This is a genomic window from Duffyella sp. Ts4 (assembly GCF_051851875.1).
Classification (GTDB): Bacteria; Pseudomonadota; Gammaproteobacteria; order Enterobacterales; family Enterobacteriaceae; genus Duffyella; species Duffyella gerundensis.
Genome location: NZ_JBLYPN010000011.1, coordinates 69,651 through 93,949, shown reverse-complemented (window position 1 = coordinate 93,949; position 24,299 = coordinate 69,651). Strand labels below are relative to the sequence as shown.

The 24,299-nt window shown below is 54.5% G+C and carries 24 protein-coding genes; 15 read left to right on the top strand and 9 right to left on the bottom strand.

Annotation, left to right across the window (positions count from 1 at the left end):
- The first annotated feature begins 15 nt into the window (after positions 1-15).
- From priA to rraA, 6 genes are all read left to right on the top strand, one after another.
- A complete protein-coding gene (priA, locus tag ACJY2L_RS15420; protein WP_187486822.1) occupies positions 16-2,211 on the top strand; it encodes a primosomal protein N' in 2,196 nt (731 codons plus the stop codon).
- A 186-nt stretch (positions 2,212-2,397) separates the two neighbouring features.
- Positions 2,398-3,435, top strand: coding sequence for a DNA-binding transcriptional regulator CytR (cytR, locus tag ACJY2L_RS15415; RefSeq protein ID WP_439214421.1), 1,038 nt, complete (start codon positions 2,398-2,400; stop codon positions 3,433-3,435).
- A gap of 166 nt (positions 3,436-3,601) precedes the next feature.
- A complete protein-coding gene (gene ftsN / locus ACJY2L_RS15410) occupies positions 3,602-4,600 on the top strand; it encodes a cell division protein FtsN (protein WP_439214420.1) in 999 nt (332 codons plus the stop codon).
- 91 nt (positions 4,601-4,691) lie between these two features.
- Positions 4,692-5,222, top strand: coding sequence for an ATP-dependent protease subunit HslV (gene hslV, locus ACJY2L_RS15405; RefSeq protein ID WP_067426735.1), 531 nt, complete (start codon positions 4,692-4,694; stop codon positions 5,220-5,222).
- Positions 5,223-5,233: 11 nt separating this feature from the next.
- Positions 5,234-6,568: an HslU--HslV peptidase ATPase subunit gene (gene hslU, locus ACJY2L_RS15400; protein ID WP_067426733.1), complete on the top strand. Its 1,335-nt coding sequence runs from the start codon at positions 5,234-5,236 to the stop codon at positions 6,566-6,568.
- Positions 6,569-6,759: 191 nt separating this feature from the next.
- Positions 6,760-7,245, top strand: coding sequence for a ribonuclease E activity regulator RraA (gene rraA / locus ACJY2L_RS15395; RefSeq protein ID WP_067426731.1), 486 nt, complete (start codon positions 6,760-6,762; stop codon positions 7,243-7,245).
- 51 nt (positions 7,246-7,296) lie between these two features.
- Here the strand turns inward: rraA and zapB are convergent, their stop codons facing one another.
- On the bottom strand, positions 7,297-7,536 hold the full coding sequence (gene zapB / locus ACJY2L_RS15390) for a cell division protein ZapB (RefSeq protein ID WP_067426728.1): 240 nt from the start codon (positions 7,534-7,536) through the stop codon (positions 7,297-7,299).
- Between the two features lie 444 nt (positions 7,537-7,980).
- On the opposite strand from zapB, the gene ACJY2L_RS15385 reads away from it, so the two are divergent.
- The 3 genes from ACJY2L_RS15385 (at position 7,981) to glpX (ending at position 11,502) form a co-directional block, all read left to right on the top strand.
- Positions 7,981-8,841, top strand: coding sequence for an MIP/aquaporin family protein (locus tag ACJY2L_RS15385; RefSeq protein WP_439214419.1), 861 nt, complete (start codon positions 7,981-7,983; stop codon positions 8,839-8,841).
- A 31-nt stretch (positions 8,842-8,872) separates the two neighbouring features.
- On the top strand, positions 8,873-10,387 hold the full coding sequence (gene glpK / locus ACJY2L_RS15380; RefSeq protein ID WP_187486826.1) for a glycerol kinase GlpK: 1,515 nt from the start codon (positions 8,873-8,875) through the stop codon (positions 10,385-10,387).
- A 104-nt stretch (positions 10,388-10,491) separates the two neighbouring features.
- Positions 10,492-11,502, top strand: a complete 1,011-nt coding sequence (glpX, locus tag ACJY2L_RS15375) for a class II fructose-bisphosphatase (protein ID WP_439214418.1) — start codon at positions 10,492-10,494, stop codon at positions 11,500-11,502.
- Here glpX and emrD read toward each other — a convergent pair.
- Positions 11,499-12,683: a multidrug efflux MFS transporter EmrD gene (emrD, locus tag ACJY2L_RS15370; RefSeq protein ID WP_187486827.1), complete on the bottom strand. Its 1,185-nt coding sequence runs from the start codon at positions 12,681-12,683 to the stop codon at positions 11,499-11,501. The two genes, glpX and emrD, sit on opposite strands and share 4 nt — an antisense overlap.
- Before the next feature lie 301 nt (positions 12,684-12,984).
- Here emrD and fpr point away from each other — a divergent pair, with 301 nt between their 5' ends.
- Positions 12,985-13,731 (top strand): ferredoxin--NADP(+) reductase, encoded by a 747-nt coding sequence (gene fpr / locus ACJY2L_RS15365; RefSeq protein WP_187488637.1) that lies wholly within the window; start codon positions 12,985-12,987, stop codon positions 13,729-13,731.
- On the opposite strand, the gene ACJY2L_RS15360 is transcribed toward fpr, so the two are convergent.
- Complete coding sequence (locus tag ACJY2L_RS15360) at positions 13,722-14,162, bottom strand: DUF805 domain-containing protein (protein ID WP_209500943.1); 441 nt, start codon at positions 14,160-14,162, stop codon at positions 13,722-13,724. The genes fpr and ACJY2L_RS15360 overlap by 10 nt on opposite strands.
- Before the next feature lie 96 nt (positions 14,163-14,258).
- Here ACJY2L_RS15360 and ACJY2L_RS15355 point away from each other — a divergent pair, with 96 nt between their 5' ends.
- Together ACJY2L_RS15355 and tpiA are read left to right on the top strand one after the other, a co-directional pair.
- A complete protein-coding gene (locus ACJY2L_RS15355) occupies positions 14,259-14,849 on the top strand; it encodes a YiiQ family protein (protein WP_439214417.1) in 591 nt (196 codons plus the stop codon).
- A gap of 112 nt (positions 14,850-14,961) precedes the next feature.
- On the top strand, positions 14,962-15,729 hold the full coding sequence (gene tpiA / locus ACJY2L_RS15350) for a triose-phosphate isomerase (RefSeq protein WP_439214416.1): 768 nt from the start codon (positions 14,962-14,964) through the stop codon (positions 15,727-15,729).
- On the opposite strand, the gene ACJY2L_RS15345 is transcribed toward tpiA, so the two are convergent.
- The 5 genes from ACJY2L_RS15345 to cpxP form a co-directional block, all read right to left on the bottom strand.
- Positions 15,730-16,509, bottom strand: coding sequence for a CDP-diacylglycerol diphosphatase (locus tag ACJY2L_RS15345; RefSeq protein WP_439214415.1), 780 nt, complete (start codon positions 16,507-16,509; stop codon positions 15,730-15,732). It lies immediately after the preceding gene.
- Positions 16,510-16,650: 141 nt separating this feature from the next.
- Positions 16,651-17,640 carry a sulfate ABC transporter substrate-binding protein gene (locus ACJY2L_RS15340; protein WP_439214414.1) on the bottom strand — a complete coding sequence of 330 codons (990 nt, stop codon included), beginning with the start codon at positions 17,638-17,640 and terminating at the stop codon, positions 16,651-16,653.
- 147 nt (positions 17,641-17,787) lie between these two features.
- Positions 17,788-18,750, bottom strand: a complete 963-nt coding sequence (gene pfkA / locus ACJY2L_RS15335; RefSeq protein WP_067426698.1) for a 6-phosphofructokinase — start codon at positions 18,748-18,750, stop codon at positions 17,788-17,790.
- 208 nt (positions 18,751-18,958) lie between these two features.
- On the bottom strand, positions 18,959-19,861 hold the full coding sequence (gene fieF, locus ACJY2L_RS15330; protein WP_439214413.1) for a CDF family cation-efflux transporter FieF: 903 nt from the start codon (positions 19,859-19,861) through the stop codon (positions 18,959-18,961).
- 377 nt (positions 19,862-20,238) lie between these two features.
- Positions 20,239-20,748 (bottom strand): cell-envelope stress modulator CpxP, encoded by a 510-nt coding sequence (gene cpxP, locus ACJY2L_RS15325; protein ID WP_439214412.1) that lies wholly within the window; start codon positions 20,746-20,748, stop codon positions 20,239-20,241.
- Between the two features lie 150 nt (positions 20,749-20,898).
- Here cpxP and cpxR point away from each other — a divergent pair, with 150 nt between their 5' ends.
- From cpxR to trmL, 3 genes are read left to right on the top strand one after another with little or no spacing between them, the layout of a single operon-like run.
- Positions 20,899-21,594 carry an envelope stress response regulator transcription factor CpxR gene (gene cpxR, locus ACJY2L_RS15320; protein ID WP_067426689.1) on the top strand — a complete coding sequence of 232 codons (696 nt, stop codon included), beginning with the start codon at positions 20,899-20,901 and terminating at the stop codon, positions 21,592-21,594.
- The gene (gene cpxA, locus ACJY2L_RS15315; RefSeq protein WP_439214411.1) at positions 21,591-22,964 is read left to right on the top strand and encodes an envelope stress sensor histidine kinase CpxA; all 1,374 of its coding nucleotides are present in this window, start codon (positions 21,591-21,593) and stop codon (positions 22,962-22,964) included. Before cpxR ends, cpxA begins: the two co-directional genes overlap by 4 nt.
- A 34-nt stretch (positions 22,965-22,998) precedes the next feature.
- Entirely contained in the window at positions 22,999-23,469 is a 471-nt protein-coding gene (gene trmL / locus ACJY2L_RS15310) for a tRNA (uridine(34)/cytosine(34)/5-carboxymethylaminomethyluridine(34)-2'-O)-methyltransferase TrmL (protein WP_439214410.1), read from the top strand.
- 1 nt (position 23,470) lies between these two features.
- Here the strand turns inward: trmL and cysE are convergent, their stop codons facing one another.
- On the bottom strand, positions 23,471-24,292 hold the full coding sequence (gene cysE / locus ACJY2L_RS15305) for a serine O-acetyltransferase (protein WP_187486834.1): 822 nt from the start codon (positions 24,290-24,292) through the stop codon (positions 23,471-23,473).
- Between the last annotated feature and the right edge of the window lie 7 nt (positions 24,293-24,299).

Here is a 24,299-nt window from a genome sequence, read left to right as displayed (position 1 = left end):
CACCCGGATAATGACATGCCCGTTGTACAGGTTGTGCTTCCCGTTCCTCTCGCCCGCAAATTTGATTACCTGCTGCCCGCGACGCTGACGCCTGCGGTAGGCGGTCGCGTCAGCGTGCCGTTCGGTAACCGCAAAATGGTGGGGATCGTGGTGGGATTCAGCGAGCAGAGTGATTTCCCGGAAGCGCAGCTCAAGCAGGTTGTTGAGGTGATCGACCACGCCTCGCTGTTTCCTCCTTCACTGTGGCGCATCCTGCAGTGGGCCGCCGACTATTACCATTTCCCGCTGGGCGAAGTGCTGTTTCACGCGCTGCCGGTGCTGATTCGTCAGGGAAAACCGGCACAAAGCGCACCGTTGTGGCAGTGGGTGATCAGCGAACAAGGCAAGGAAACCGCGCCAGAAAGCCTGAAAAATGCGCGCAAGCAACAGCAGGCGCTGGCCATGCTGCGTCAGCGTCCGATCTATCGTCATGAGGTGAGCGAGTTCGATCTCACCGACAAAATCCTGCAGACGCTGCGGGCCAAAGGACTGTGTGAGTTGCAGGAACATGCGCGCGCGCAGCACGACTGGCGCACAGACTTTCGCGTCAATGGTGAAAGGCTGCGCCTGAATACCGAGCAGGCGATGGCCGTGGGCGCCATCAGAGCGGAAGATGCACACTTTTCCGCCTGGCTGTTAAACGGCATTACCGGCTCGGGTAAAACGGAAGTCTATTTAAGCGTGCTGGAAAACGTGCTGGAAAGCGGCCGTCAGGCGCTGGTGCTGGTGCCGGAAATTGGCCTGACGCCGCAGACTATTGCGCGCTTTCGCGAGCGTTTTGCAGTGCCGATCGACGTTCTGCACTCTGGCCTTAATGAGGGCGAACGTCTGGCGGTTTGGCTGCGCGCCAGGCAGGGCGAAACGGCGATTGTGATTGGCACGCGTTCGGCGCTCTTTACGCCGCTGGCGCGCCCCGGCGTGATCATCATCGACGAAGAGCACGACAGCTCTTATAAACAGCAGGAAGGCTGGCGTTATCACGCCCGTGACCTGGCGGTGTTTCGCGCGCGCGAAGAGAACATCCCCATTATTATGGGTTCGGCTACGCCCGCACTGGAAACGCTGCATAACGCACAGAGCGGAAAATACCGCATGCTGATGCTGAACAAACGAGCCGGCAACGCCAGCACCGCGCTGCAGCAGCTGATCGATCTCAAAGGCGTCAAAGTAGTGGGCGGCCTTTCTCCCGCGCTGATCGCTAAAATGCGCCAGCATCTTAATGCGAATAATCAGGTGCTGCTGTTTCTTAACCGGCGCGGCTTCTCACCGGCACTGATGTGCCACGACTGCGGCTGGATTGCCGAGTGCCAGCGCTGCGATCACTATTACACGCTGCATCAACAGCATCGTCAGCTGCGCTGCCACCATTGCGACAGCCAGCGTCCTTTGCCCTGGCAATGTCCGCAATGTGGATCAACGCATCTGGTGCCGGTTGGCCTGGGAACCGAGCAGCTTGAGCAGAACCTCAGTCAGCTATTTCCCGATGTGCCGCTGTCGCGCATCGATCGCGATACCACCAGCCGCAAAGGGGCGCTGGAGCAGCATCTGGCCGATGTACATCGCGGCGGCGCCCGCATTCTAATTGGCACGCAGATGCTGGCAAAAGGCCATCACTTTCCTGATGTCACGCTGGTCTCGTTGCTTGATGTCGACGGCGCGCTGTTCTCCGCTGACTTTCGTTCAGCGGAGCGATTTGCACAGCTTTATACTCAGGTCGCAGGCCGCGCGGGCCGTGCAGGTAAACAGGGCGAGGTGCTGCTGCAAACGCATCATCCCGATCATCCGCTGCTACAGACGCTGCTGCAGCACGGCTATGGCAGTTGGGCGCAGCAGACTCTGCTGGAGCGTAAAGCGGTTTTTCTGCCGCCGTTCACCAGCCATGCGCTGTTTCGCGCCGAAGACAATGACAACCAACAGGCCAGTGCCTTTTTGCAGCAGTTGCGTAATCTGCTGGAAGCGAGCCCGTTAAACGATGTTTCTCTGTGGGTAATGGGCCCGGTGCCGGCGCTGCTGGCTAAACGCAGCGGACGTTATCGCTGGCAGCTGCTGTTGCAGCACCCTTCGCGCGCGGTGTTGCAGCGCCTGCTGAAAAGCACGCTGCCGCTGATTACCACCCTGCCCGCCGCGCGAAAAGTGAAATGGACGCTGGATGTCGATCCCACCGAAAGTTAAGCGCTGAGGTTATGCGAGAGGGATCTAAAAAAGCCGCACAAGTCACAATTTTTATGCAAATTAAGTAACGGCTTGCTATACCAATCTGTTAATAAGAGATCGCTGAACCGGCAACGGTCATGACAGCCCCACAAAACAAGATTTCCAGTTGGTCAGGTCAGCGTTGCTGGCGTGAGGAGAAAAGCGTTGGAGCAGAAACACCCACCGGCGGCGGCCACCATGAAGGATGTGGCAGAAAACGCGGGCGTTTCAACCGCGACCGTATCGCGCGCGTTGATGAGCCCGGAAAAAGTATCCGCAGCAACACGACAGAAAGTAGAACAGGCGGTAGTGGCGGTGGGATACTCTCCCCATGCCATCACTCGCAACGCCCGGCGCGGCGAATCGCGCACCATTCTGGTTATCGTCCCGGACATTTGCGATCCCTTCTTCAGCGAAATCATCCGCGGCATCGAAGTGACCGCTGCCGGAGAGGGTTATTTGGTGTTAATCGGCGACTGCGCGCATCAGAATCAGCAGGAAACCACCTTTTTAAACCTGATGCTCACCCGGCAGATTGATGGCATGGTGCTGCTCGGCTCGCAGCTGCCTTTTGATGCCAGCGTGGAAGAGCAACGCAACCTGCCGCCAATGGTAATGGCCAACGAGTTTGCGCCAGAGATGTCGCTGCCAACGGTGCACATCGATAACCTGACCGCAGCCTTTGAGGCGGTTAATCACCTGTGGGAGCTGGGCCACCGGCGCATCGCCTGCGTTGCGGGGCCGGAAGCGATGCCGCTGTGCCACTATCGTCTGCAGGGGTATGTGCAGGCGCTGCGCCGTCATGGCATGACGATCGACCCGCGCTATATTGTTCGCGGCGACTTTACCTTTGAAGCGGGTGCTGCCGCCCTGAAACAGCTGATGCTACTGCCACAACCCCCGCAGGCCCTGTTCTGTCATAGCGATATTATGGCGCTCGGAGCGATGGCACAGGCAAAAACCCTGGGCCTGCGTATTCCGCAGGATCTCTCGCTGGTGGGATTTGATGATATTGAGCTGTCACGTTACAGCGATCCGCAATTGACCACGGTGGCGCAACCGCGTTATGCGATAGGCCGCGAGGCGATGCTGCTATTACTGGAGCAGCTGCAAGGCAGACGTGTCAGCAACGGCTCACGCCTGCTCGATTCCGAGCTAAAAGTACGCGGCAGCACCACCCGAGCGACCGCGCGGGGGAAATAAGCCCGGGCAAGCGATATTCAGTCGATTCCTGGTGCACACTCTTCTGGTCAAACTTCCAGCCCTTGAGTAACATGGCGGACTTATTGCCGGGCATTCAGATGGGTCTTTTGCGTGATCTCACGCCGTTGTCCCCGGCTAACGTTTTATTAAAAGTAACGGAACGAGAGTGGCACAAAAAGATTATGTCGGCCGTGGCCGTTCAACGGCGACGCGTCGTAAAAAGGGAAGCACCCGCAGTAGCAAGGGCGGCAAGAAAAGCGCAGGCGGATCTGGCGTCTCAAAACTGATGATAGTATTGGCCGCTGCCGTTCTGGTAACGTTCGCCGGTGGTCTGTGGTTTCTCGCTCACCACAAAAAAGATGACACGCCGATCATTTCAGATCATAAAACCCCAGGCAATGGTTTACCGCCAAAGCCGGAAGAGCGCTGGAAATATATCAAAGAGCTGGAAAATCGCCAGATTACCGTTCCGGTTCCCACCGAGCCGTCTGCAGGTGGTGAGGTGCAATCCCCAACCCAACTGACCGACGAGCAGCGCCAGCTGCTGGATCAAATGCAGGCCGACATGCGCCAGCAGCCTACGCAGCTGAATGAAGTGCCGTGGAATGAGCAAACGCCAGCGCAGCGCCAACAAACGTTGCAGCATCAGCAGGTGCAACAACGTCAGCAGCAGCAGTTGCAACAACAACAGTTGCAGCAGCGCCAGCAGCAGCTACAACAGCAACAGCAGCAGGCCCAGCAACGTCAGCAACAGCATCAACAACAGTTGCAACAGCAGCAGCAACAAGCGCAGCAGCGCCAGCAACAACAGCAGCGCCAGGCTCAGCAGCAAAACAGCAGCGTCAATCAGCCCGCGCCGGTGACGGCAGCGAAACCTACCGCAGCCCAACCTTCGCGTAGCGAAGAGACGGCAGCCGCTAAACCAAAAGCCGCGGCGTCTCAGCGCTGGATGGTGCAGTGTGGATCGTTCAAAGGTACCGATCAGGCTGAATCAAGCCGCGCACAGCTGGCCTTTGAAGGTTTTGAAAGCCGGATTACCAATGGCGGTGGCTGGAATCGCGTGGTGATCGGTCCTTACAGCAGCCGTGCCGCCGCTGACAGTACGCTGAAACGTCTGCGCGCCTCTGGCCACTCGAACTGCATTCCTCTCTCCCTCGGGGGTTGAAACCCGATAAACCTACCCCATATCCTGTTGCATTATGCTTCGCGCCCTGCTGGCGCGAAGCGCTTTTCCCACTGTAACAAGGGGTCTGCCCGTGACAACAATAGTAAGTGTACGACGCAACGGCCAGGTAGTGATTGGCGGAGATGGCCAGGCTACTCTCGGCAATACCGTCATGAAAGGCAACGTCAAAAAAGTGCGTCGTCTCTATAACGATAAGGTGATCGCAGGCTTCGCAGGCGGCACCGCAGATGCCTTCACGCTCTTTGAACTTTTCGAACGTAAACTGGAAATGCATCAGGGGCATCTGGTTAAAGCAGCCGTTGAGCTGGCAAAAGACTGGCGTACCGATCGTATGTTACGCAAGCTGGAAGCCCTGCTGGCGGTGGCGGACGAGAACGCATCGTTAATTATTACCGGTAATGGTGATGTCATTCAGCCCGAAAACGATCTTATCGCGATCGGCTCTGGTGGTCCTTACGCACAGGCAGCGGCTCGCGCTCTGCTGGAAAACAGCGAGCTGGGCGCACGCGACATCGTTGAAAAAGCGTTGGGTATTGCAGGCGATATCTGCATCTACACCAACCACAATCACACCATCGAAGAATTATCGTCTAAGGCGTAAGGATATTAACTATGTCTGAAATGACTCCACGCGAAATCGTCAGTGAACTCAACCGTTTCATCATCGGTCAGGATGGCGCCAAACGCGCCGTTGCCATTGCACTGCGTAACCGCTGGCGCCGCATGCAGCTTGATGAAGAGCTGCGCCATGAAGTGACGCCTAAAAATATCCTGATGATCGGCCCAACCGGCGTCGGTAAAACAGAAATTGCCCGCCGTCTGGCGAAGTTAGCCCATGCGCCGTTCATCAAAGTCGAAGCCACGAAGTTCACCGAAGTCGGCTACGTCGGTAAAGAAGTGGATTCGATTATTCGCGATTTGACCGATGCCGCCATCAAAATGGTGCGCATGCAGGCGATTGAGAAGAACAAATACCGTGCGGAAGAGATGGCAGAAGAGCGCATCCTTGATGCGCTGATTCCACCGGCCAAGAATAACTGGGGCCAGCCAGAAGCGAGTGCAGAGCCATCCGCCGCGCGTCAGTCATTCCGTAAAAAGCTACGCGAAGGCCAGCTGGATGACAAAGAGATCGAAATCAATCTGGCCGCTGCGCCGATGGGTGTCGAAATCATGTCGCCGCCGGGCATGGAAGAGATGACCAGCCAGCTGCAGTCAATGTTCCAGAACCTTGGTGGTCAGAAGCAGAATGCGCGCAAGCTGAAGATCAAAGAGGCGATGAAGCTGCTTATCGAAGAGGAAGCAGCCAAGCTGGTTAATCCAGAAGAGCTGAAGCAGGAGGCGATCGATGCCGTCGAGCAGCATGGCATCGTTTTCGTCGACGAAATTGATAAGATCTGTAAGCGCGGCGGCCAGTCTTCAGGCCCGGACGTCTCCCGTGAAGGCGTGCAGCGCGATCTGCTGCCGCTGGTGGAAGGTTGTACCGTTTCTACCAAGCACGGCATGGTAAAAACCGATCACATTCTGTTTATCGCTTCCGGTGCGTTCCAGGTAGCCAGCCCGTCCGATCTGATCCCGGAATTGCAGGGTCGTCTGCCCATTCGCGTTGAACTGCAGGCGCTGACGGTCAATGACTTCGAGCGCATCCTGACCGAGCCAAACGCGTCGGTTACCGTGCAGTATAAAGCGCTGATGGCGACCGAAGGCGTTAACATCGACTTCACTGACGACGGCATTCGTCGCATCGCTGAAGCCGCATGGCAGGTTAATGAAACCACCGAGAACATCGGTGCGCGTCGCCTGCATACCGTTCTTGAGCGTTTGATGGAAGAGATTTCTTACAACGCCAGCGATCGCAGCGGCGATTCCGTGACCATCGATGCGGAATATGTCGGCAAGCATCTTGATCAGCTGGTGGCTGATGAAGATCTCAGCCGCTTTATTCTGTAACACGCTGTTCATGATGAAAGGAGGCTTCGGCCTCCTTTTTTATTGGTACGGCAGGCGTGCCCTGCTTTCCATCTCCGCGAAAGTTGTCCGCTTTTTTGACATGCCGCAACGATTTAACAATTGATGATTTTGCCAACATCTCCGCGAAAGCGATATACTTAGCGCTCCTGTGGCAAACAGACGAAAATCCTATGAAATATGATACTTCCGAACTCTGCGATATCTATCATGAAGATGTGAATGTGGTGGAACCGCTTTTTTCCAACTTTGGTGGCCGCACCTCTTTCGGTGGACAGATCACTACAGTGAAATGTTTCGAGGACAACGGCCTGTTGTATGAGCTGCTGGAAGAGAACGGCCGCGGCCGGGTTCTGCTGGTAGACGGCGGCGGCTCGGTGCGACGCGCGCTGGTCGATGCGGCGCTGGCTCAGCTGGCAACGCAAAACGAATGGGAAGGCCTGGTTGTTTATGGCTCCGTTCGTCAGGTTGATGATCTGGAAGAACTGGATATTGGTATTCAGGCGATTGCTGCGATTCCTGCCGGTGCGGCGGGTGAAGGAATTGGCGAGAGCGACGTGCGGGTTAACTTCGGCGGCGTGACCTTTTTCTCTGGCGATCACCTTTATGCAGACAACACCGGCATTATTCTTTCTGAGGATGCGCTCGATATCGAGTAAGTGCCGATCGCAAAACGGGTGCCGTGGCACCCGTTCATGCATTCAGAGGACTTAAACCTCTTCCATCTTTCCCAACAGCGCTCGCAGGCGTTCTTGCCATACATGCTGCTCTTCACGCAGATGCTGATTCTCACGCACCAGATTCTCACTGTTGCCCGCTGACTGATGAACTTCATGCTTCAGCGTGTTGTTCTGCTCTTTCAGCTCTTCAATTTCCATCTGCAGCAGGGTGATGGTATCAATCGCCTGCTGTACTTTCGCTTCCAGTTTCTCAAACACTTCAAATGACATCTTATGAATTCTCCTAAATCGCAAGGCGCTGATGATGGTAGCCGCAGATGTCAGGATTTCACAAAAACTCTGCGGATAACAACGATGCAACGATTGTAAGTAGCGCGAGAGTGCAAGTCCAGCAGCTATCCGTTACAGGGTGTAGTCTGTAACAATTTTCAGCATATGCCGAATTTTATCTCGTTTGGCAGGCGTTTTTTCGCCTTCTCTGGCCATTGCGTTTCGTTTGCGAAAGTCAAAGATCAGCAAGATATGATGCATAAAGAACACAACCAGACGCGAAAACGAACATTTTTATGACAGAGGACACAAATTTCAATTTCGCTATTTCTCGTTTATGCTCGTTAACGATAAATTTACAACAGCCCTACATTAGATTTGGGTGACTCAAGGAATGAGAACAATTATTGATAAAATTTAACCTCCCCCTTTAGGAATTTCATTATGAGCCAGACAGGTACACCTACGCTTAAAGGTCAGTGCATAGCCGAATTTATCGGCACCGGAATGATTATTTTCTTTGGCGCAGGCTGTGTGGCGGCGCTAAAGGTAGCCGGCGCCAGCTTCGGGCAGTGGGAAATCTGCATCATCTGGGGCCTGGCCGTTTCCATGGCCGCCTATATGACTGCCGGTGTTTCAGGCGCGCACCTTAACCCAGCGGTCACCGTTGCGTTATGTCTCTTCGCCAATTTTGAAGCTCGCAAAGTTGTCCCTTATATCATCGCGCAGGTGGCCGGTGCATTCTGCGCCGCTGCTCTGGTTTATGGACTCTACTACAACCTGTTCCTTGATTACGAACAGAGCCACCACATGATTCGTGGTACAGTTGAAAGCCTTGATTTAGCAGGTATTTTCTCTACTTATCCTAACCCTAAAATCAGCGTTGGCCAGGCCTTCTTAATTGAAGCTGTTATCACGGCAATGCTGATGGGCGTGATCATGGCGCTGACAGATGATGGCAACGGTATTCCCCGTGGCCCGCTGGCACCGCTGTTGATCGGTCTGCTGGTTGCCATTATTGGCGGCGCGATGGGTCCGCTGACCGGCTTCGCCCTTAACCCGGCGCGTGATTTCGGACCAAAAGTGTTTGCCTGGCTGGCTGGCTGGGGCAACGTGGCCTTTACCGGTGGCCGTGACATTCCTTACTTCCTGGTGCCGATCTTCGGACCGTTAGTAGGCGCATGTTTAGGCGCGTGGGGCTATCGCTCGTTGATTGCGCGTCATCTGCCGGTTAACGTCAGCGTGCTTGAAGAGCCCCGCAAAGCGGACAAGCCGGTTGCGCGTACCGAACAGCGTAAAGCGTAATGTTTAACCTTTATTTCATCAGGAACTGAACATGACTACTAAAGAAAAAAAATATATCGTCGCACTCGACCAGGGCACGACCAGTTCACGTGCCGTCGTGCTCGACCATGACGCCAACATTGTTGCCGTATCACAGCGCGAATTTACCCAAATCTATCCGAAAGCTGGCTGGGTTGAACATGACCCAATGGACATATGGGCATCGCAGAGCTCTACGCTGGTAGAAGTGCTGGCGCATGCTGATATCAGCTCCGATGAAATCGCAGCAATCGGTATCACCAACCAGCGTGAAACCACCATCATCTGGGACAAAGAGACCGGCAAGCCGATCTACAACGCCATTGTTTGGCAGGATCCGCGCACCGCCGATTATTGCCACAAGCTGAAAAAAGAGGGTCTGGAAGAGTATATCCAGCACACCACCGGCCTGGTAATTAACCCGTACTTCTCCGGCACCAAGGTGAAGTGGATTCTGGATCACGTAGAAGGATCGCGCGATCGCGCAAAACGCGGCGAGCTGCTGTTCGGTACCGTTGATTCCTGGTTGGTCTGGAAAATGACCCAGGGACGGGTGCACATCACCGATTACACCAACGCCTCACGTACCATGATGTTCAACATTCACAAACTGGAATGGGATCAGCGCCTGCTGGATATCCTTGATATTCCGCGTGAAATGCTGCCAGAAGTGAAATCTTCTTCTGAAGTATATGGCCAGACCAACATCGGTGGTAAAGGCGGTACGCGTATTCCTATCGCCGGTATCGCGGGTGACCAGCAGGCTGCGCTTTACGGCCAGCTTTGCGTCCAGCCTGGCATGGCGAAAAATACCTACGGCACCGGCTGCTTTATGCTGATGAACACCGGCACCGAAGCGGTCACATCGACGCACGGCCTGCTGACTACCATCGCCTGCGGCCCACGCGGTGAAGTTAACTATGCGCTGGAAGGTGCGGTATTTATCGGTGGTGCAGCGATTCAGTGGCTGCGTGACGAGATGAAGCTGATCAGCGACGCAGCGGATTCTGAATACTTTGCCATGAAAGTTAAAGATGCCAACGGCGTGTATATGGTGCCTGCCTTTACCGGCCTCGGCGCGCCATATTGGGACCCGTATGCACGCGGCGCCCTGTTCGGCCTGACGCGTGGTGCCAATGCCAACCACATTATCCGCGCCACGCTGGAATCTATCGCCTATCAAACGCGCGATGTACTGGAAGCGATGCAGAATGATGCCAACACCCGCCTGCAGTCACTGCGCGTGGACGGCGGTGCCGTTTCCAATAACTTCCTGATGCAGTTCCAGTCAGACATTCTCGGCACACGCGTAGAACGTCCGGAAGTGCGCGAAGTTACCGCGCTGGGTTCCGCTTACCTCGCCGGCCTGGCAGTAGGCTTCTGGAACGATCTGGATGAAGTGCGCGCGAAAGCGGTGATTGAGCGCGAATTCCGCCCAAGCATCGAAACCACCGAACGTAACCACCGTTATGCTGGCTGGAAACGTGCGGTTGCCCGTGCACAAGCGTGGGAAGAACACGAAGAGTAAGCCCGTCCGTTAGCCTGCGGAGGCCCTCTCCGCAGGCTCATTCTCTCCCCTTTTCCCGCTGTGATACACTTCCTGCCTCAATTTTTCCCTTTCCGAGGCATGCCATGAAACGAGAACTCGCCATTGAATTTTCCCGCGTTACCGAAGCCGCTGCGCTGGCTGGCTATAACTGGTTAGGCCGCGGAGACAAAAACGCCGCTGACGGCGCGGCGGTCAATGCCATGCGAATTATGCTTAATCGGGTCGATATTGATGGCCAGATTGTCATCGGCGAAGGCGAAATTGACGAAGCGCCGATGCTCTATATTGGCGAAAAAGTCGGTACCGGCAACGGCGATGCGGTGGACATTGCGGTGGATCCGATTGAAGGCACGCGCATGACGGCAATGGGTCAGGCAAACGCACTGGCGGTGCTGGCGGTCGGTGACAAAGGCTCATTCTTGCACGCGCCTGATATGTATATGGAAAAGCTGATTGTCGGCCCTGGTGCCAAAGGTCATATCGATCTTAATCTGCCGCTGGAAGAGAATATCCGCCGTGTCGCAGCCGCACTCAACAAACCGCTGAGCCAGCTCACCGTGACCATTCTGGCGAAACCTCGCCATGACAGCGTTATCAAGCAGTTGCAGCAGCTTGGCGTAAGAATCTTTGCGTTTCCCGATGGCGATGTGGCGGCATCCCTTCTGACCTGTATGCCGGACAGTGAAGTGGACGTGCTTTATGGCATCGGCGGTGCGCCAGAAGGCGTCATTTCGGCAGCGGTGATTCGCGCGCTGGATGGTGATATGCAGGGCCGCCTGCTGCCTCGTCATCAGGTTAAAGGCGACTCGGCGGAAAATCGCCAGCTTGGCGAACAGGAGCTGCAACGCTGTGAGCAAATGGGTATTCAGGCCAACAGCGTATTGCAGCTTGATGAGATGGCGCGTAACGATAACGTGATTTTCGCTGCCACCGGCATTACCAGCGGCGACCTGCTGAAAGGCATTACCCGCCAGGGCAATATGGCGACCAGTGAAACACTGCTGATCCGTGGCAAATCACGCACCATTCGCCGTATTCAGTCGGTGCACTATCTGGACCGTAAGGATGCACAGCTGCATCCTTACATTATCTAAGCGCCCTCGGCCGCGTAGACCGGCCGCTTCGAAAGCGGCCACCAGCAAAACAGCATCAGCAAGGCGGTAATAAACATCAGCATGCCAAGATTAAACTGGTCATGCTGCGGTAAAAACGCCGAGAGCCAGGCGATTACCCCGGAACCCAGATTTTGCATGCCGCCAATCAGCGCACCGGTGGTGCCCGCCAGCCAGGCGTAAGGCTCCATCGCCCCTGACGTAGCCAGTGGAAACAGCATGCCCGCGCCAAAGAAAAACAGCGATGCGGGCACCAGCAACGTCCAGATATTCATCACGCCAAACCAGGCAGGGATCCACATCATGATTCCCGCCAGCAGGCAGCTATTGACGCCGTACCACACCAGCGTGGAGAACGGTTTGCTGTCGCGGCCGGCAAACCAGGCACCGAAAAAGGCCGCCGGAATCGGCAGGATAAACAGAATGCTGACGGTAAACGCATTGAGTCCCAGCACGCCGCCCAGCAAAATGCCGCAGCTCGCTTCAAACACTGCGATACCGGCCAGCGCGCCAATCAGAATCACCAGATAACGAGCAAACTGCGTATCTTTTAACAGCGGCTTATAGCGCGCCACGATCGACAGCGGCGCGGCGACCGGTGGCCGCGTTTCCGGCAGATAGCGCGCCATCGCCGCCGTTACCGCCAGGCACAGCAACAGCAAAAACGCAAAGCAGGCGTGCCAGCCGAACAGATGCGTCAACAACGCGCCGGTGACCGGTGCCAACAACGGGCTTACCAGAATCCCCATATTTAACAGGCTATTTGCCTGTCGTAATGCCACACCGGAATAGAGATCGCGCGGCATGGTACGTGCCATCACGCCCGCTACGCCGGTGCCCATGCCCTGAATGGCGCTGGCCGCCACCAGCACCGAGAGCGAGGTGGCGAAAATAGCGGTAACTGCGCCGAGGATAAAAATGGCCATGCCGGTGAAGATAACCGGGCGACGGCCAATGCTGTCTGAAAGCGGACCGTACAGCAGCTGTGAGCCGCCATAGGTGATCAGATACGCGGCCATTACGCGCTGCAGCATGCCTGCGTGCACATTCAGATTCTCTGCCATTTCGGCCATCGCCGGAACGTATATCGTCTGTGCCATCTGCCCAACGGCGACCAGCACAATCAACATCAGTAAAACATACTGATTTTTAATGGGTTTCATTTTCTCTGCCACAATATCGTCATGATAGCCGCCGCTTTTTTCAGCGTACTGTGCTGGCGGTCAGCCTGTGGCGGAGAAAATATCAGGTATTGTCTTCAATACGGCAAAATCAGCGGAAAGAGATGGCGATGCAGCGTAAGCAATTTGGCGCAGTGCCGTAAGCAAATTTTTACGCTAAGCCCGCGTAATGCGGCAGTAAAGTTTGTTGATAAGAGCCTTTGAGAATGAGCAGAGTAGAAATCCTGCTCATCTGCCGCCAGGATAATGTGCAGAGCCAGCATAAACAGAAGAGGACGATCCGATGGCAGAATGGGTTAACGCCACCGTAAAGGAAGTGAAAAACTGGACCGACAGCCTGTTCAGCCTCGTGGTTAACGCGCCGGTAGACCCTTTTATTGCCGGGCAATTTGCCAAACTGGGGCTGGAGATTGACGGACAACGTGTGCAGCGGGCGTATTCCTACGTCAATGCACCCAACAATCCCGACCTGGAGTTTTATCTGGTCGATGTACCTGATGGCAAACTCAGCCCACGTCTGCACGCGCTGCAAGCCGGGGACAGCCTGATGGTGACCAAAGAGGCGGCAGGTTTTTTCGTGGTCGATGAAGTACCGGAATGCGATACGTTGTGGATGCTCGCCACCGGCACTGCCATTGGCCCCTATCTTTCTATCCTGCAGCAGGGAGAAAACCTCGCGCGCTTTCAGCATATCGTGTTGGTGCATGCCACGCGCTATGCCGCCGACCTGAGTTATCTGCCGCTGATGCAGCAATTGCAGCAAAGCTATGGCGATAAGCTGCGCATTCAAACCGTGGTCAGCCGTGAGCAAGTGGCGGAGTCACTGACCGGCCGTGTGCCCGCCCTGATTGAGAGCGGCGAGCTGGAAAGTCGTGTCGGCCTGACAATCGATGCAGAAAGTAGCCACGTTATGCTGTGCGGCAACCCGCAGATGGTGCGCGATACGCAGCAGGTGTTAATGACATCACGCGAGATGCGTAAGCACCTGAAGCGTAAACCGGGTCATATCACCAGCGAACATTACTGGTGAGCCGATTTTTCCGGTAAGAACAGCACCGGCTTTGCGGCGGCGCCATAGCGATTGGCGCCCTGCGTGCCGGTAAACACGCCCAGCTCCAGCATCGTTATCAGAAAAATAACGGTGGGCAGCAATCGCCCCAATAGCCATTGCAGGGTGCCATCCAGCATCGACCAGTTGCCTGCCAGCAGCATCCACGCCACCACCAGCAACAGCGCCCAATAGCCGCGCCTGTTGCGATCGTGTAATCGCTTTACCACCGTGGCGCTGGTCGGCCACAACAGGCAGACCACCATAAACGCTGCCATTTGCGTATCCAGCCAGCCTACGCCTGCCAGACTGAAAAGCGCGATCATTAGCACCAGCCACAGCGCCTGCCAAATCCAGAAGTCGCGTCGTCCGAGCCGTCCACGATAAGAGAAAAGCCACTGTTGTAAGGTCATGCTGCACGCCTCTGAAAATTTCCTGCGGTCATTTTGACTTTGGCAGGTAAAAACCGTTTTAATCTGGGGCTGAGTTTACTGGTTAGGGCTGACAAAATGAAGATTGCGCCGCGTGTGGCATTGCTGCTGAGTATCCTGGCTTTTGGCTCGGCGAGCGCTGACGAGCGGCCGCTGGATCGTGCTGAGCATATGCCCGCAGCGCCCTATCTGCTGGCTGGCGCACCAACCTTCGATATGACCATCGCACAGTTTCGTGAAAAATATAACGCGGCAAATCCCGCCCTGCCGCTGAGCGAATATCGTGCCATCGACAGCCGCGACGATAAAAGTAACCTGACGCGCGCCGCCAGTAAGATTAACGAAAATCTCTATGCCTCTACCGCGCTTGAGCACGGCACCGGAAAAATAAAGACGCTGCAGATTACCTGGTTGCCGATCCCTGGCCCGGATGAAGACGCTGCACAGCAGAAAGCGATCGCCTATATGGCGGCCCTGCTGCGCTTTTTCTCTCCCACCCTTTCGCCGGAAGAGGCGACGCAGCGCATTACCAAACTGCTCGCTCAGGGCAAGGGTTCTCGCTACTTTATGCAGACCGAAGGCGCGCTACGCTTTGTGGTCGCAGATAATGGCGAAAAAGGGCTGACCTTTGCCATCGAGCCGATCAAACTGGCTCTGGCAACGCCTTGAGCATCGTGGCAAAAATGACGAAAAGCAAAGCCTTCACCTCTTTTGATCTCTATACTGTCTGGCAGCCATCACTGCCGTTGGCAGTGCTATTTAACGTATCGCGGAGGGTATCATGCGACATCCATTAGTTATGGGTAACTGGAAACTTAACGGCAGCAAAAAGCAGACGGGTGAGTTGATTGAAGGTTTGCGCAAAGAGCTGAGCGGTGTGGAAGGCTGTGGCGTTGCCATCGCGCCTTCTGCGCTTTACCTTGATCAGGCGAAGCACGCTATCGCAGGCAGCCACATCGTTCTCGGCGCACAAAACGTCGATGTGAACCTTTCCGGCGCGTACACCGGCGAAATCTCGGCTGAAATGCTGAAAGATATCGGCGCGAAATATATCATCATCGGCCACTCTGAGCGTCGCACTTATCACAAAGAGAGTGATGAGTTCATCGCCAAAAAATTTGCCGTGCTGAAAGAAACAGGTCTGGTGCCAGTACTGTGCATCGGTGAAACCGAAGCGGAAAACGAAGCGGGCAAAACAGAAGAAGTGTGTGCACGCCAGCTCGATGCCGTGCTGGAAACCCAGGGTGCTGAAGCGTTCAACGGCGTGGTTATCGCTTATGAACCTGTCTGGGCGATCGGCACCGGCAAATCCGCTACGCCAGCACAGGCACAAGCAGTACATAAATTTATTCGCTCGCACATCGCCAAAAAAGATGCGGCGGTTGCTGAGCAGGTCATCATCCAGTACGGCGGTTCCGTCAACGATAAAAATGCAGCTGAACTCTTCACTCAGCCTGATATCGACGGCGCACTGGTCGGTGGCGCGTCATTGAAAGCGGATGCGTTTGCCGTGATCGTTAAGGCAGCAGCCGCGGCGAAAAAAGCGTAATTATCCTTGGGCGGCAGCAGTGCCGCCCTTCAACAAAGCACATTGATGATCCTGCAACTCCTCCGCTGAACCGTAATTCAATCGCAGCCAGTTCTGTTCCACTGCCATTAACGCTAATCGCCCATCTTTCAGCTTCGCTAACGCCATGCCCTGCTTACCCATGCTGTCGCGCCGTTCAGGACGTTCTGTTGCCAGCCGGATAAACACGCTCTGTTGCATCAGCTCAGCTTCACTTAGGGTCCTGATCAGATATGGATGGTCGAGCAGCGGTTCGACTTGCCACCGTGGCCCAAGCCGATCGCTCAGCGCATCAAGCCGCTGACGCACATCGGGTCGCAGGCAGGAGATGTGGATATGCAGCTGGTTTTGCGAGCGGCCGTAATGAGAGTTTATCGTCAGAGAAATGACGCTATCCGCAACGGGCGCACCCAGCCGTTGTGCCAGCAGGCTGCGTTGCTGCCATGCCAGCGCGAAGAAGTTAGGCGTGCTGGATTTCAACAGCACCGGGCTTTCGACGCCGCTTATCTTTTCCAGCGGCAGCAGCAGGTACTGCAGCGGCCCGTTGCGATCCTTTAAGGTTGCATAATCCTGGCTGACGTTAACCTGCTGACAGGGCGCAGGATTACCACTTTTCGCCGCCGGCACGCAGCGCTCATGAACAATTTCCCACAGCGCATCAGCGTTTTTGTGGCGATAAAAGGCGGTCGCGAGCAGCGCCACAATGAACAGCAGTAATATCAGCATTAGCACACGCAGCAGCGCCGGGTTTTTCGCTTTCATCAGATGAGTCCGTCAGCGTGTAAAAACGCATTCTCGCGGATAAAGATGACTATTTTACGATGAGAGCGTGCGCAAGGAAGGAAAAGCAGACGGGAATGACAGCAGAAAAGTAAAACGGGGCGAGATTCGCCCCGTCAGCCGTTAGGGCTTCATAACCTGATCGTAGGTACCGCCGTCGGCAAAGTGTGCTTTCTGCGCGGCAGCCCAGCCACCGAATTTGTTGTCGATGGTGAACAGCTTAACCGGCGCAAAAGTGCTGGCGTATTTCTTCGCCACCGCCGCATCACGCGGGCGGTAGTAATTTTGCGCGGCGATCTCCTGCCCTTCGGTGGAATAGAGATACTTCAGATAGGCATCGGCAACGCTACGTGTGCCGCGCTCGTCTACCACGCGGTCAACCACCGAAACGGTCGGCTCAGCCAGAATGGATTCACTCGGCGTAACGATCTCAAATTTATCTTTGCCCAGCTTGTTTACCGCCAGATAGGCTTCGTTTTCCCAGGCAATCAGTACGTCGCCCAGGCCGCGCTCAACAAAGGTATTGGTCGCGCCGCGCGCGCCGGAATCCTGAACTTCCACATTTTTAAACAGCGCGCGAACATACGCCTGCGCTTTGGCGGCATCGCCGTTGTTGTGGTCCAGCGCCCAGCCCCAGGCAGCCAGATAGTTCCAGCGGGCACCACCGGAGGTTTTTGGATTCGGTGTAATCACTGAGACGCCTGGCTTAGTCAGATCCTGCCAGTCGTGAATATTTTTGGGGTTACCTTTACGCACCAGGAAAACGATGGTCGAAGTGTAAGGTGCAGAGTTATCAGGTAAACGCTTTACCCAGTTTTTATCAATGCGCCCGCGTTCGGCAATCGCATCGACATCGGACTGCAGCGCCAGCGTGACCACATCAGCGCGAATACCGTTAATCACCGAGGTGGCCTGCTTACCTGAGCCGCCGTGCGACTGGCGTACCACCACGTTATCCCCGGTTTCCTGCTTGTAGTGAGCGCTGAACGCTTTGTTGTATTGCTCATACAACTCGCGCGTAGGGTCGTAGGATACGTTCAGCAACTGAACATCCTTCGCCAGCACGCTGGTTGATGCCATTAACAGGGTAAAACCGATGCTCCACTTGTTCACAATGCTGACTCCCGGGGTTGATGTCCCAAAAGCGTGACATAAAGCGAAGCATGAATTAAAGAATTAAAAATTAGCTAATATACTGTTATGGAATATACGCAGAGATAAAAAAGGCGCTGACCGCGCAGCGCCTGTTGAACAACTAACTTAGTAAAGTTTCTTAGCGGTATCGAGCCAGTCGCCTTTGAAAGGCCGCTTCATATTTTCAATGGCGTCGATAATGTCATGATGCACCATCTTCTCATTCTGAATGCCCACGCAACGGCCGCCGTAGCCCTGCAGCAGCAGCTCAATCGAGTAAGCCCCCATGCGTGAGGCAAGAATGCGATCGTAGGCAACTGGAGCGCCGCCACGCTGAATATGCCCCAGCACGGTCGCACGCGTTTCACGCTTGGTTTCCGATTCGATATAGCGGGCTAAATCGTCGATATCACAAATGTGCTCGGTGATGGCCACGATGGCGTGCTTCTTGCCCTTGGCAATCCCCGCTTTGATTTCTGAAACCAGCTCTTCGCGCGTGTACGGGATTTCAGGTAGCACGATGAATTCGCATCCACCGGCAATTGCAGCCGCCAGGGTTAAATCACCACAATAGCGACCCATTACTTCAACGATAGAAATACGCTGGTGAGAAGAGGAGGTATCGCGCAGACGGTCGATAGCTTCTACCACGGTTTCAAGGGCGGTGAAGTAACCGATGGTGTAATCGGTGCCCGCTACGTCATTGTCGATGGTGCCCGGCAGACCGATGCAGGGAAAGCCCATCTCCGTTAAGCGCTTCGCACCCATATAAGAACCGTCACCACCAATAACCACCAGCGCATCGATACCGCGCTTCTTCATGTTATCAATCGCGACCGCGCGCACTTCATCGTTGCGGAATTCAGGAAAACGCGCTGACCCGAGGAAGGTGCCGCCGCGGTTAATCATGTCTGATACGCTGTAGCGGTCCAGGTTGGCCATGCGATCTTCATACAGGCCCAGATAGCCGTCATAGATACCACAAACTTCAAGCCCTTCACTCAGTGCGGCGCGAACCACACCACGAATGGCTGCATTCATGCCGGGCGCATCACCGCCGCTTGTCAGTACACCGATTTTTTTGATCATGACAACCTCTGGATTGGTCAAAACTAAGGTGAATTCAGCATGCCTTATAAATCAGACATGGTTAAGTGTGTGATACTAAAGTTCATAATGGCAAATAGTATATCAAAGCCTGAAAGCTGAATTGATTCAGGTCAGACAAGTTTTCGCTAAAAATTATACTATTTGCGTAGCGTGGCAACTTAATGGCAAAAATGCCGCGTTTTACCTGCTACAGGTCAAAAAAACCTTGTTTTTCTACTGCAACCGTTGAACAGGGATCCTGATGAATAATCACATCGGAGCCCGGAAATTTTTTTAACAGCGCCTGTTCAATATCGTCGGCAATCTGATGTGCCTGAAACAGCGGCAAAGTGTCATCAAGTTCGAGATGCAGCTGAATAAAACGCGTCGGACCTGCCTGACGCGTGCGCAGCTCGTGCGCGCCACGAATACCCGGCCAACTGCTTAACAAGGTGACAATCATCTGGCGCTCATTTTCGGGCAACGCGCGATCCAGTAAACCTTGGACCGCTTCATATCCCATGCGCAACGCATTGAAAAGAATCCATATGCCAATACCTAACGCGAACAGCGCATCGGCACGATGAAATCCGTACCAGCCCAGCACCAGTGCCACTAAAATAGCACCATTCATGATGACATCAGACTGATAGTGCAACATATCTGCGCGAATCGCCTGGCTGCGTGTTTTTCTTACTACCCAGCGCTGGAAGGCGACCAGGATCAGCGTGGAAATAAGCGCAATGATCGTTACCACGATTCCAACAACAGGCGCATGCAAAACCTGCGGCCGGGCCAGCGCCTGAATACCGGTCAGGAACAAAAACAGCGCCGAGCCAGAAATAAACATACTTTGCGCCAGCGCCGCCAGCGATTCTGCCTTGCCATGGCCAAAGGTGTGTTCCGCATCGGCAGGCTGTAAAGCGTAACGCACCACCAAAAGATTCGTCAGCGACGCGGCAATATCAACCAGCGAATCCACCAGCGCGGCGAGAAGACTGACGGAGCCGGTATACCACCAGGCAAAAATTTTGACGATCAGCAGTGAACCAGCAAGCGCGGTAGCGGCGATGGCTGCAGCATTCACCAGCCGGGCGTAAGAGGCATTCATGCATGTGGCTCCATCATTCTGCCGTAAGATGGTTGAAATTATGGCAAAAACAGACGGGAATAGCACATTGCGGTGTAAGAGCCGCTTAAGTCAGGTAGCGATCTGAAAGGAATTATTACGTCCACTGTAAGCAAAAACATCCTCGTGAAAGTGTCCACATTGTGTCCACATTGTGTCCACATTCAGCCAAAAACGCGTTAAATTGTCCACAAAATGGGCCGTTAAAAAGCCTTCACGCCGCTTAAAAATCGCAGATAAATGATTGATTACGTTGAGCTAAAAAGCGATTTTTTAGACAAAAAAAACCCCGCCATCATGGCGGGGAAGACAGGGATGGTGTCTATGGCAAGGAAAACAGGGATACTATGTTACTGGTATTACGGGGCATTACTGGTACTGCTCACATGTTGCAGCGAAGAATCTCGCTGCATGTTCGCCAGCCTACGTAGTTGATCCATACGCTGCTGGTGATTCTGCTTCAAAACAGCCTGCTGAGACGGTGTTAACAGGTGATACATCTGATTGCGCACACGCGCCATTTCAACCTGTCGCTGGGCTTCCGCCTGTGCCATCTTTTCCGCCTGCTGACGAATGGCTGTTTCGTTAAAATTGTCTGCAATGACCAGGTCATGCATATCTTTATAATCATCAATACTGACTGGGAGACGCTCATGTCTCGCTTGTTGCATTAAATCGCGCATTTGCTGGCGTTGTTGTTCTGTTAACTGGATGCCATCAAACATGTGACTTTGCGGATTTTGCGTCATACTGCCTGTCGCTAATCCACCATCATGATGCATCTCGTCAATCGTCGTAGCGCCTTCTGCCTGTGCGGTACTGTTTAGTGCCAACGCTGAGGCAAAGACGACGGCGGTCAATTTGCGCATCGTTTACTCCCAGTTTGTTTCGTATTGCGATTCAACGAGATTCAGTCTACGGCGATGGCTGCAAACAAGCGTCAGGGGGTGTAAAACTACGTAAAGCGATGGATTGGCATGCTGGGATCACGTTATTTTGCCTGCGGAGGGCAATAAAAAATGAATAAAATCCTATTGGTTGACGATGACCGCGAATTGACTTCGCTTTTGAAAGAACTGTTAGAAATGGAAGGGTTTGAAATTGTGGTGGCTGGCGACGGTGAGCAGGCACTTAATCTTTTAGACAACTCTATCGATCTGTTATTGCTTGACGTAATGATGCCGAAGAAAAACGGCATTGATACGCTGAAAGAACTACGCCAACAGCACCAGACACCGGTAATTATGCTGACCGCACGCGGCAGCGAGCTCGATCGCGTGCTCGGCCTTGAGCTCGGTGCCGATGACTACTTACCTAAACCCTTCAACGACCGTGAGTTGGTTGCACGCATACGCGCCATCCTGCGGCGTTCCAACTGGAGCGAGCAGCAACAGCACGACAGCAGTTCGCCAACGCTGGAGGTCGACCACCTCCGTCTCAATCCGGGCCGTCAGGAAGCCAGCTTTGATAACGTTACGTTGGATCTTACCGGCACCGAGTTCACGCTGCTCTATCTGCTGGCTCAGCATTTAGGTCAGGTGGTATCACGTGAGCATCTTAGTCAGGAAGTGCTGGGCAAACGCCTGACGCCTTTTGATCGTGCCATCGATATGCATATCTCTAATCTGCGTCGGAAATTACCAGAACGTCGCGACGGTCATCCATGGTTCAAAACTCTGCGTGGCCGCGGTTATCTGATGGTCTCCGCAACATGATAAGCAGTTTGACTACGCGCATTTTCGCTATTTTCTGGCTCACGCTGGCGCTGGTGTTGATGTTGGTATTGATGGTTCCCAAACTGGATTCCCGGCAAATGACGGCGCTGCTTGAAAATGAGCAGCGCCAGGGAATCATGATCGAGCAGCACGTTGAGGCGGAACTATCCCATGATCCGCCCAATGATTTGATGTGGTGGCGCAGGCTGTTGCGCGCCATCGACAAATGGGCACCGCCCGGTCAGCGCCTGTTGCTGGTAACCAGTGAAGGTCGCGTTATCGGCGCACAGCACAATGAGATGCAGGTTATTCGCAACTTTATTGGCCAGTCTGATAATGCCGATCATCCGCAGAAGAAAAAGTATGGGCGCGTTGAGCTGGTGGGGCCTTTTGCCATTCGTGATGGTGAAGATAATTACCAGCTTTACCTGATTCGTCCGGCGCCAAGCTCACAGCTCGATTTTATCAACCTGCTGTTTGATCGGCCGCTGCTGCTACTAATTGTCACCATGTTGATCAGTTCACCGCTGCTGCTCTGGCTGGCGTGGAGTCTGGCAAAACCGGCTCGCAAATTGAAATATGCGGCGGACGAAGTGGCCAGTGGCAACCTGCGACAGCATCCGGAACTGGAATCGGGACCACAGGAGTTCTTAGCCGCCGGATCCAGTTTTAATCAGATGGTTAGCGCGCTGGAGCGTATGATGACCGCGCAGCAGCGGCTGCTGTCCGATATCAGCCATGAACTGCGTACGCCGTTGACGCGTCTGCAACTGGCTACCGCGCTGCTGCGTCGTCGTCATGGTGAAGGCAAAGAGCTTCAGCGCATCGAAACGGAAGCACAGCGCCTGGATGGCATGATTAACGATTTGCTGGTGCTGTCGCGTACGCAGCATAAAAATGCGCTGGTCAGTGAGGCGATGAAGGCCAATCAGTTGTGGAACGGCGTGCTGGAAGATGCGCGCTTCGAAGCTGAGCAGATGGGGAAAAAGCTGGAGATACCTTATCCGCCCGGCCCGTGGCCGCTGTATGGCAATCCACATGCGCTGGAGAGTGCGCTGGAGAACATTGTTCGCAATGCGCTTCGCTACTCACACAGTTTTATCAGCGTCAGCTTCTCGGTCGATAATCAGGGCATTACCGTACATGTCGATGATGACGGTCCGGGCGTCAGCGCTGAGGATCGCGAACAGATTTTCCGGCCATTTTATCGTACGGATGAAGCGCGCGATCGTGAATCTGGCGGTACCGGCCTTGGTCTGGCCATTGTTGAAACCGCCATTCAGCAACATCGCGGCTGGGTCAAGGCGGACGACAGCCCACACGGCGGTCTGCGTCTGACGCTGTGGTTGCCGCTGTATTCAGCACGGTAATTTGCTATTCTGCGGCCCTCGCTTTGGGGGCCGTATGCTAAACATTGTTTTATTTGAACCTGAGATTCCGCCAAATACCGGAAACATCATTCGTCTGTGTGCCAACACGGGCTTTCAACTGCATTTAATCGAACCGATGGGCTTTGCCTGGGATGACAAGCGCCTGCGTCGTGCCGGACTCGACTATCACGAGTTCACCTCAATCAAGCACCACGCAAATTATAACGCCTTTCTAAGCAGCGAGCAGCCTGCACGCCTGTTCGCCCTCACCACCAAAGGCACACCTGCCCACAGCGCTGTGGCGTGGCAAGCGGGAGATTATTTGCTGTTTGGACCGGAGAGCCGCGGCTTGCCCGCAGAAATACTGGCAGCATTGCCCGCCGAGCAGAAAATTCGTATTCCGATGATGCCGGAAAGCCGCAGTATGAATCTTTCCAATGCGGTTTCGGTGGTGGTGTATGAAGCCTGGCGCCAGCTCGATTATGCCGGCGCGCTAATACGCTGAGTTAAATCCCGTCGCCAAATTCAAAGCCTGCCAGCGTACCATTGAAGTGCTGATCCATATCCATGGAGGGCTTTTCGCTGCCAGGCTTGCCGACGATGCGCGCAGGCACGCCAGCCGCGGTGGTATGCGGAGGCACCGGTTGTAATACCACCGAACCGGCGCCAATTTTAGCGCCGCGCCCGACTTCGATATTCCCCAGCACCTTGGCACCGGCGCCGATCATCACGCCTTCACGAATTTTAGGATGGCGATCGCCGCTGGTTTTGCCGGTCCCGCCGAGCGTCACCGACTGCAAAATAGAGACGTCGTTTTCTACCACTGCCGTTTCGCCAATCACAATACCGGTCGCGTGATCCAGCATAATGCCGTGACCGATTTTCGCTGCCGGATGAATATCCACCGCAAACGACACCGAAATTTCATTTTGCAGGTAAACCGCCAGCGCACGCCGCCCTTCATTCCATAACCAGTGACCGATGCGATAGGCCTGCAAAGCGTGGAAGCCCTTCAGATAGAGTAACGGCGTCGAGTATTTGTCGATAGCGGGATCGCGTAGCCGAACGGCTTCGATATCGCGTGCAGCAGAGGCAATCATCGTTGGATCGTTACGGTAAGCTTCTTCAACGATTTCGCGGATAGCGATAGCAGGCATAATCGGATTGGCCAGCTTGTTGGCCAGCATGTAACTCAGCGCACTGCCTAAATTCTCATGCTTCAGCAACGTGGCGTGATAAAAGCTGGCCAGCATCGGCTCACAATCCGCGAGGGCGCGAGCTTCAGCTTTGATATTTTTCCAGACCAACTCTAATTCATCACACGACATTACTTTC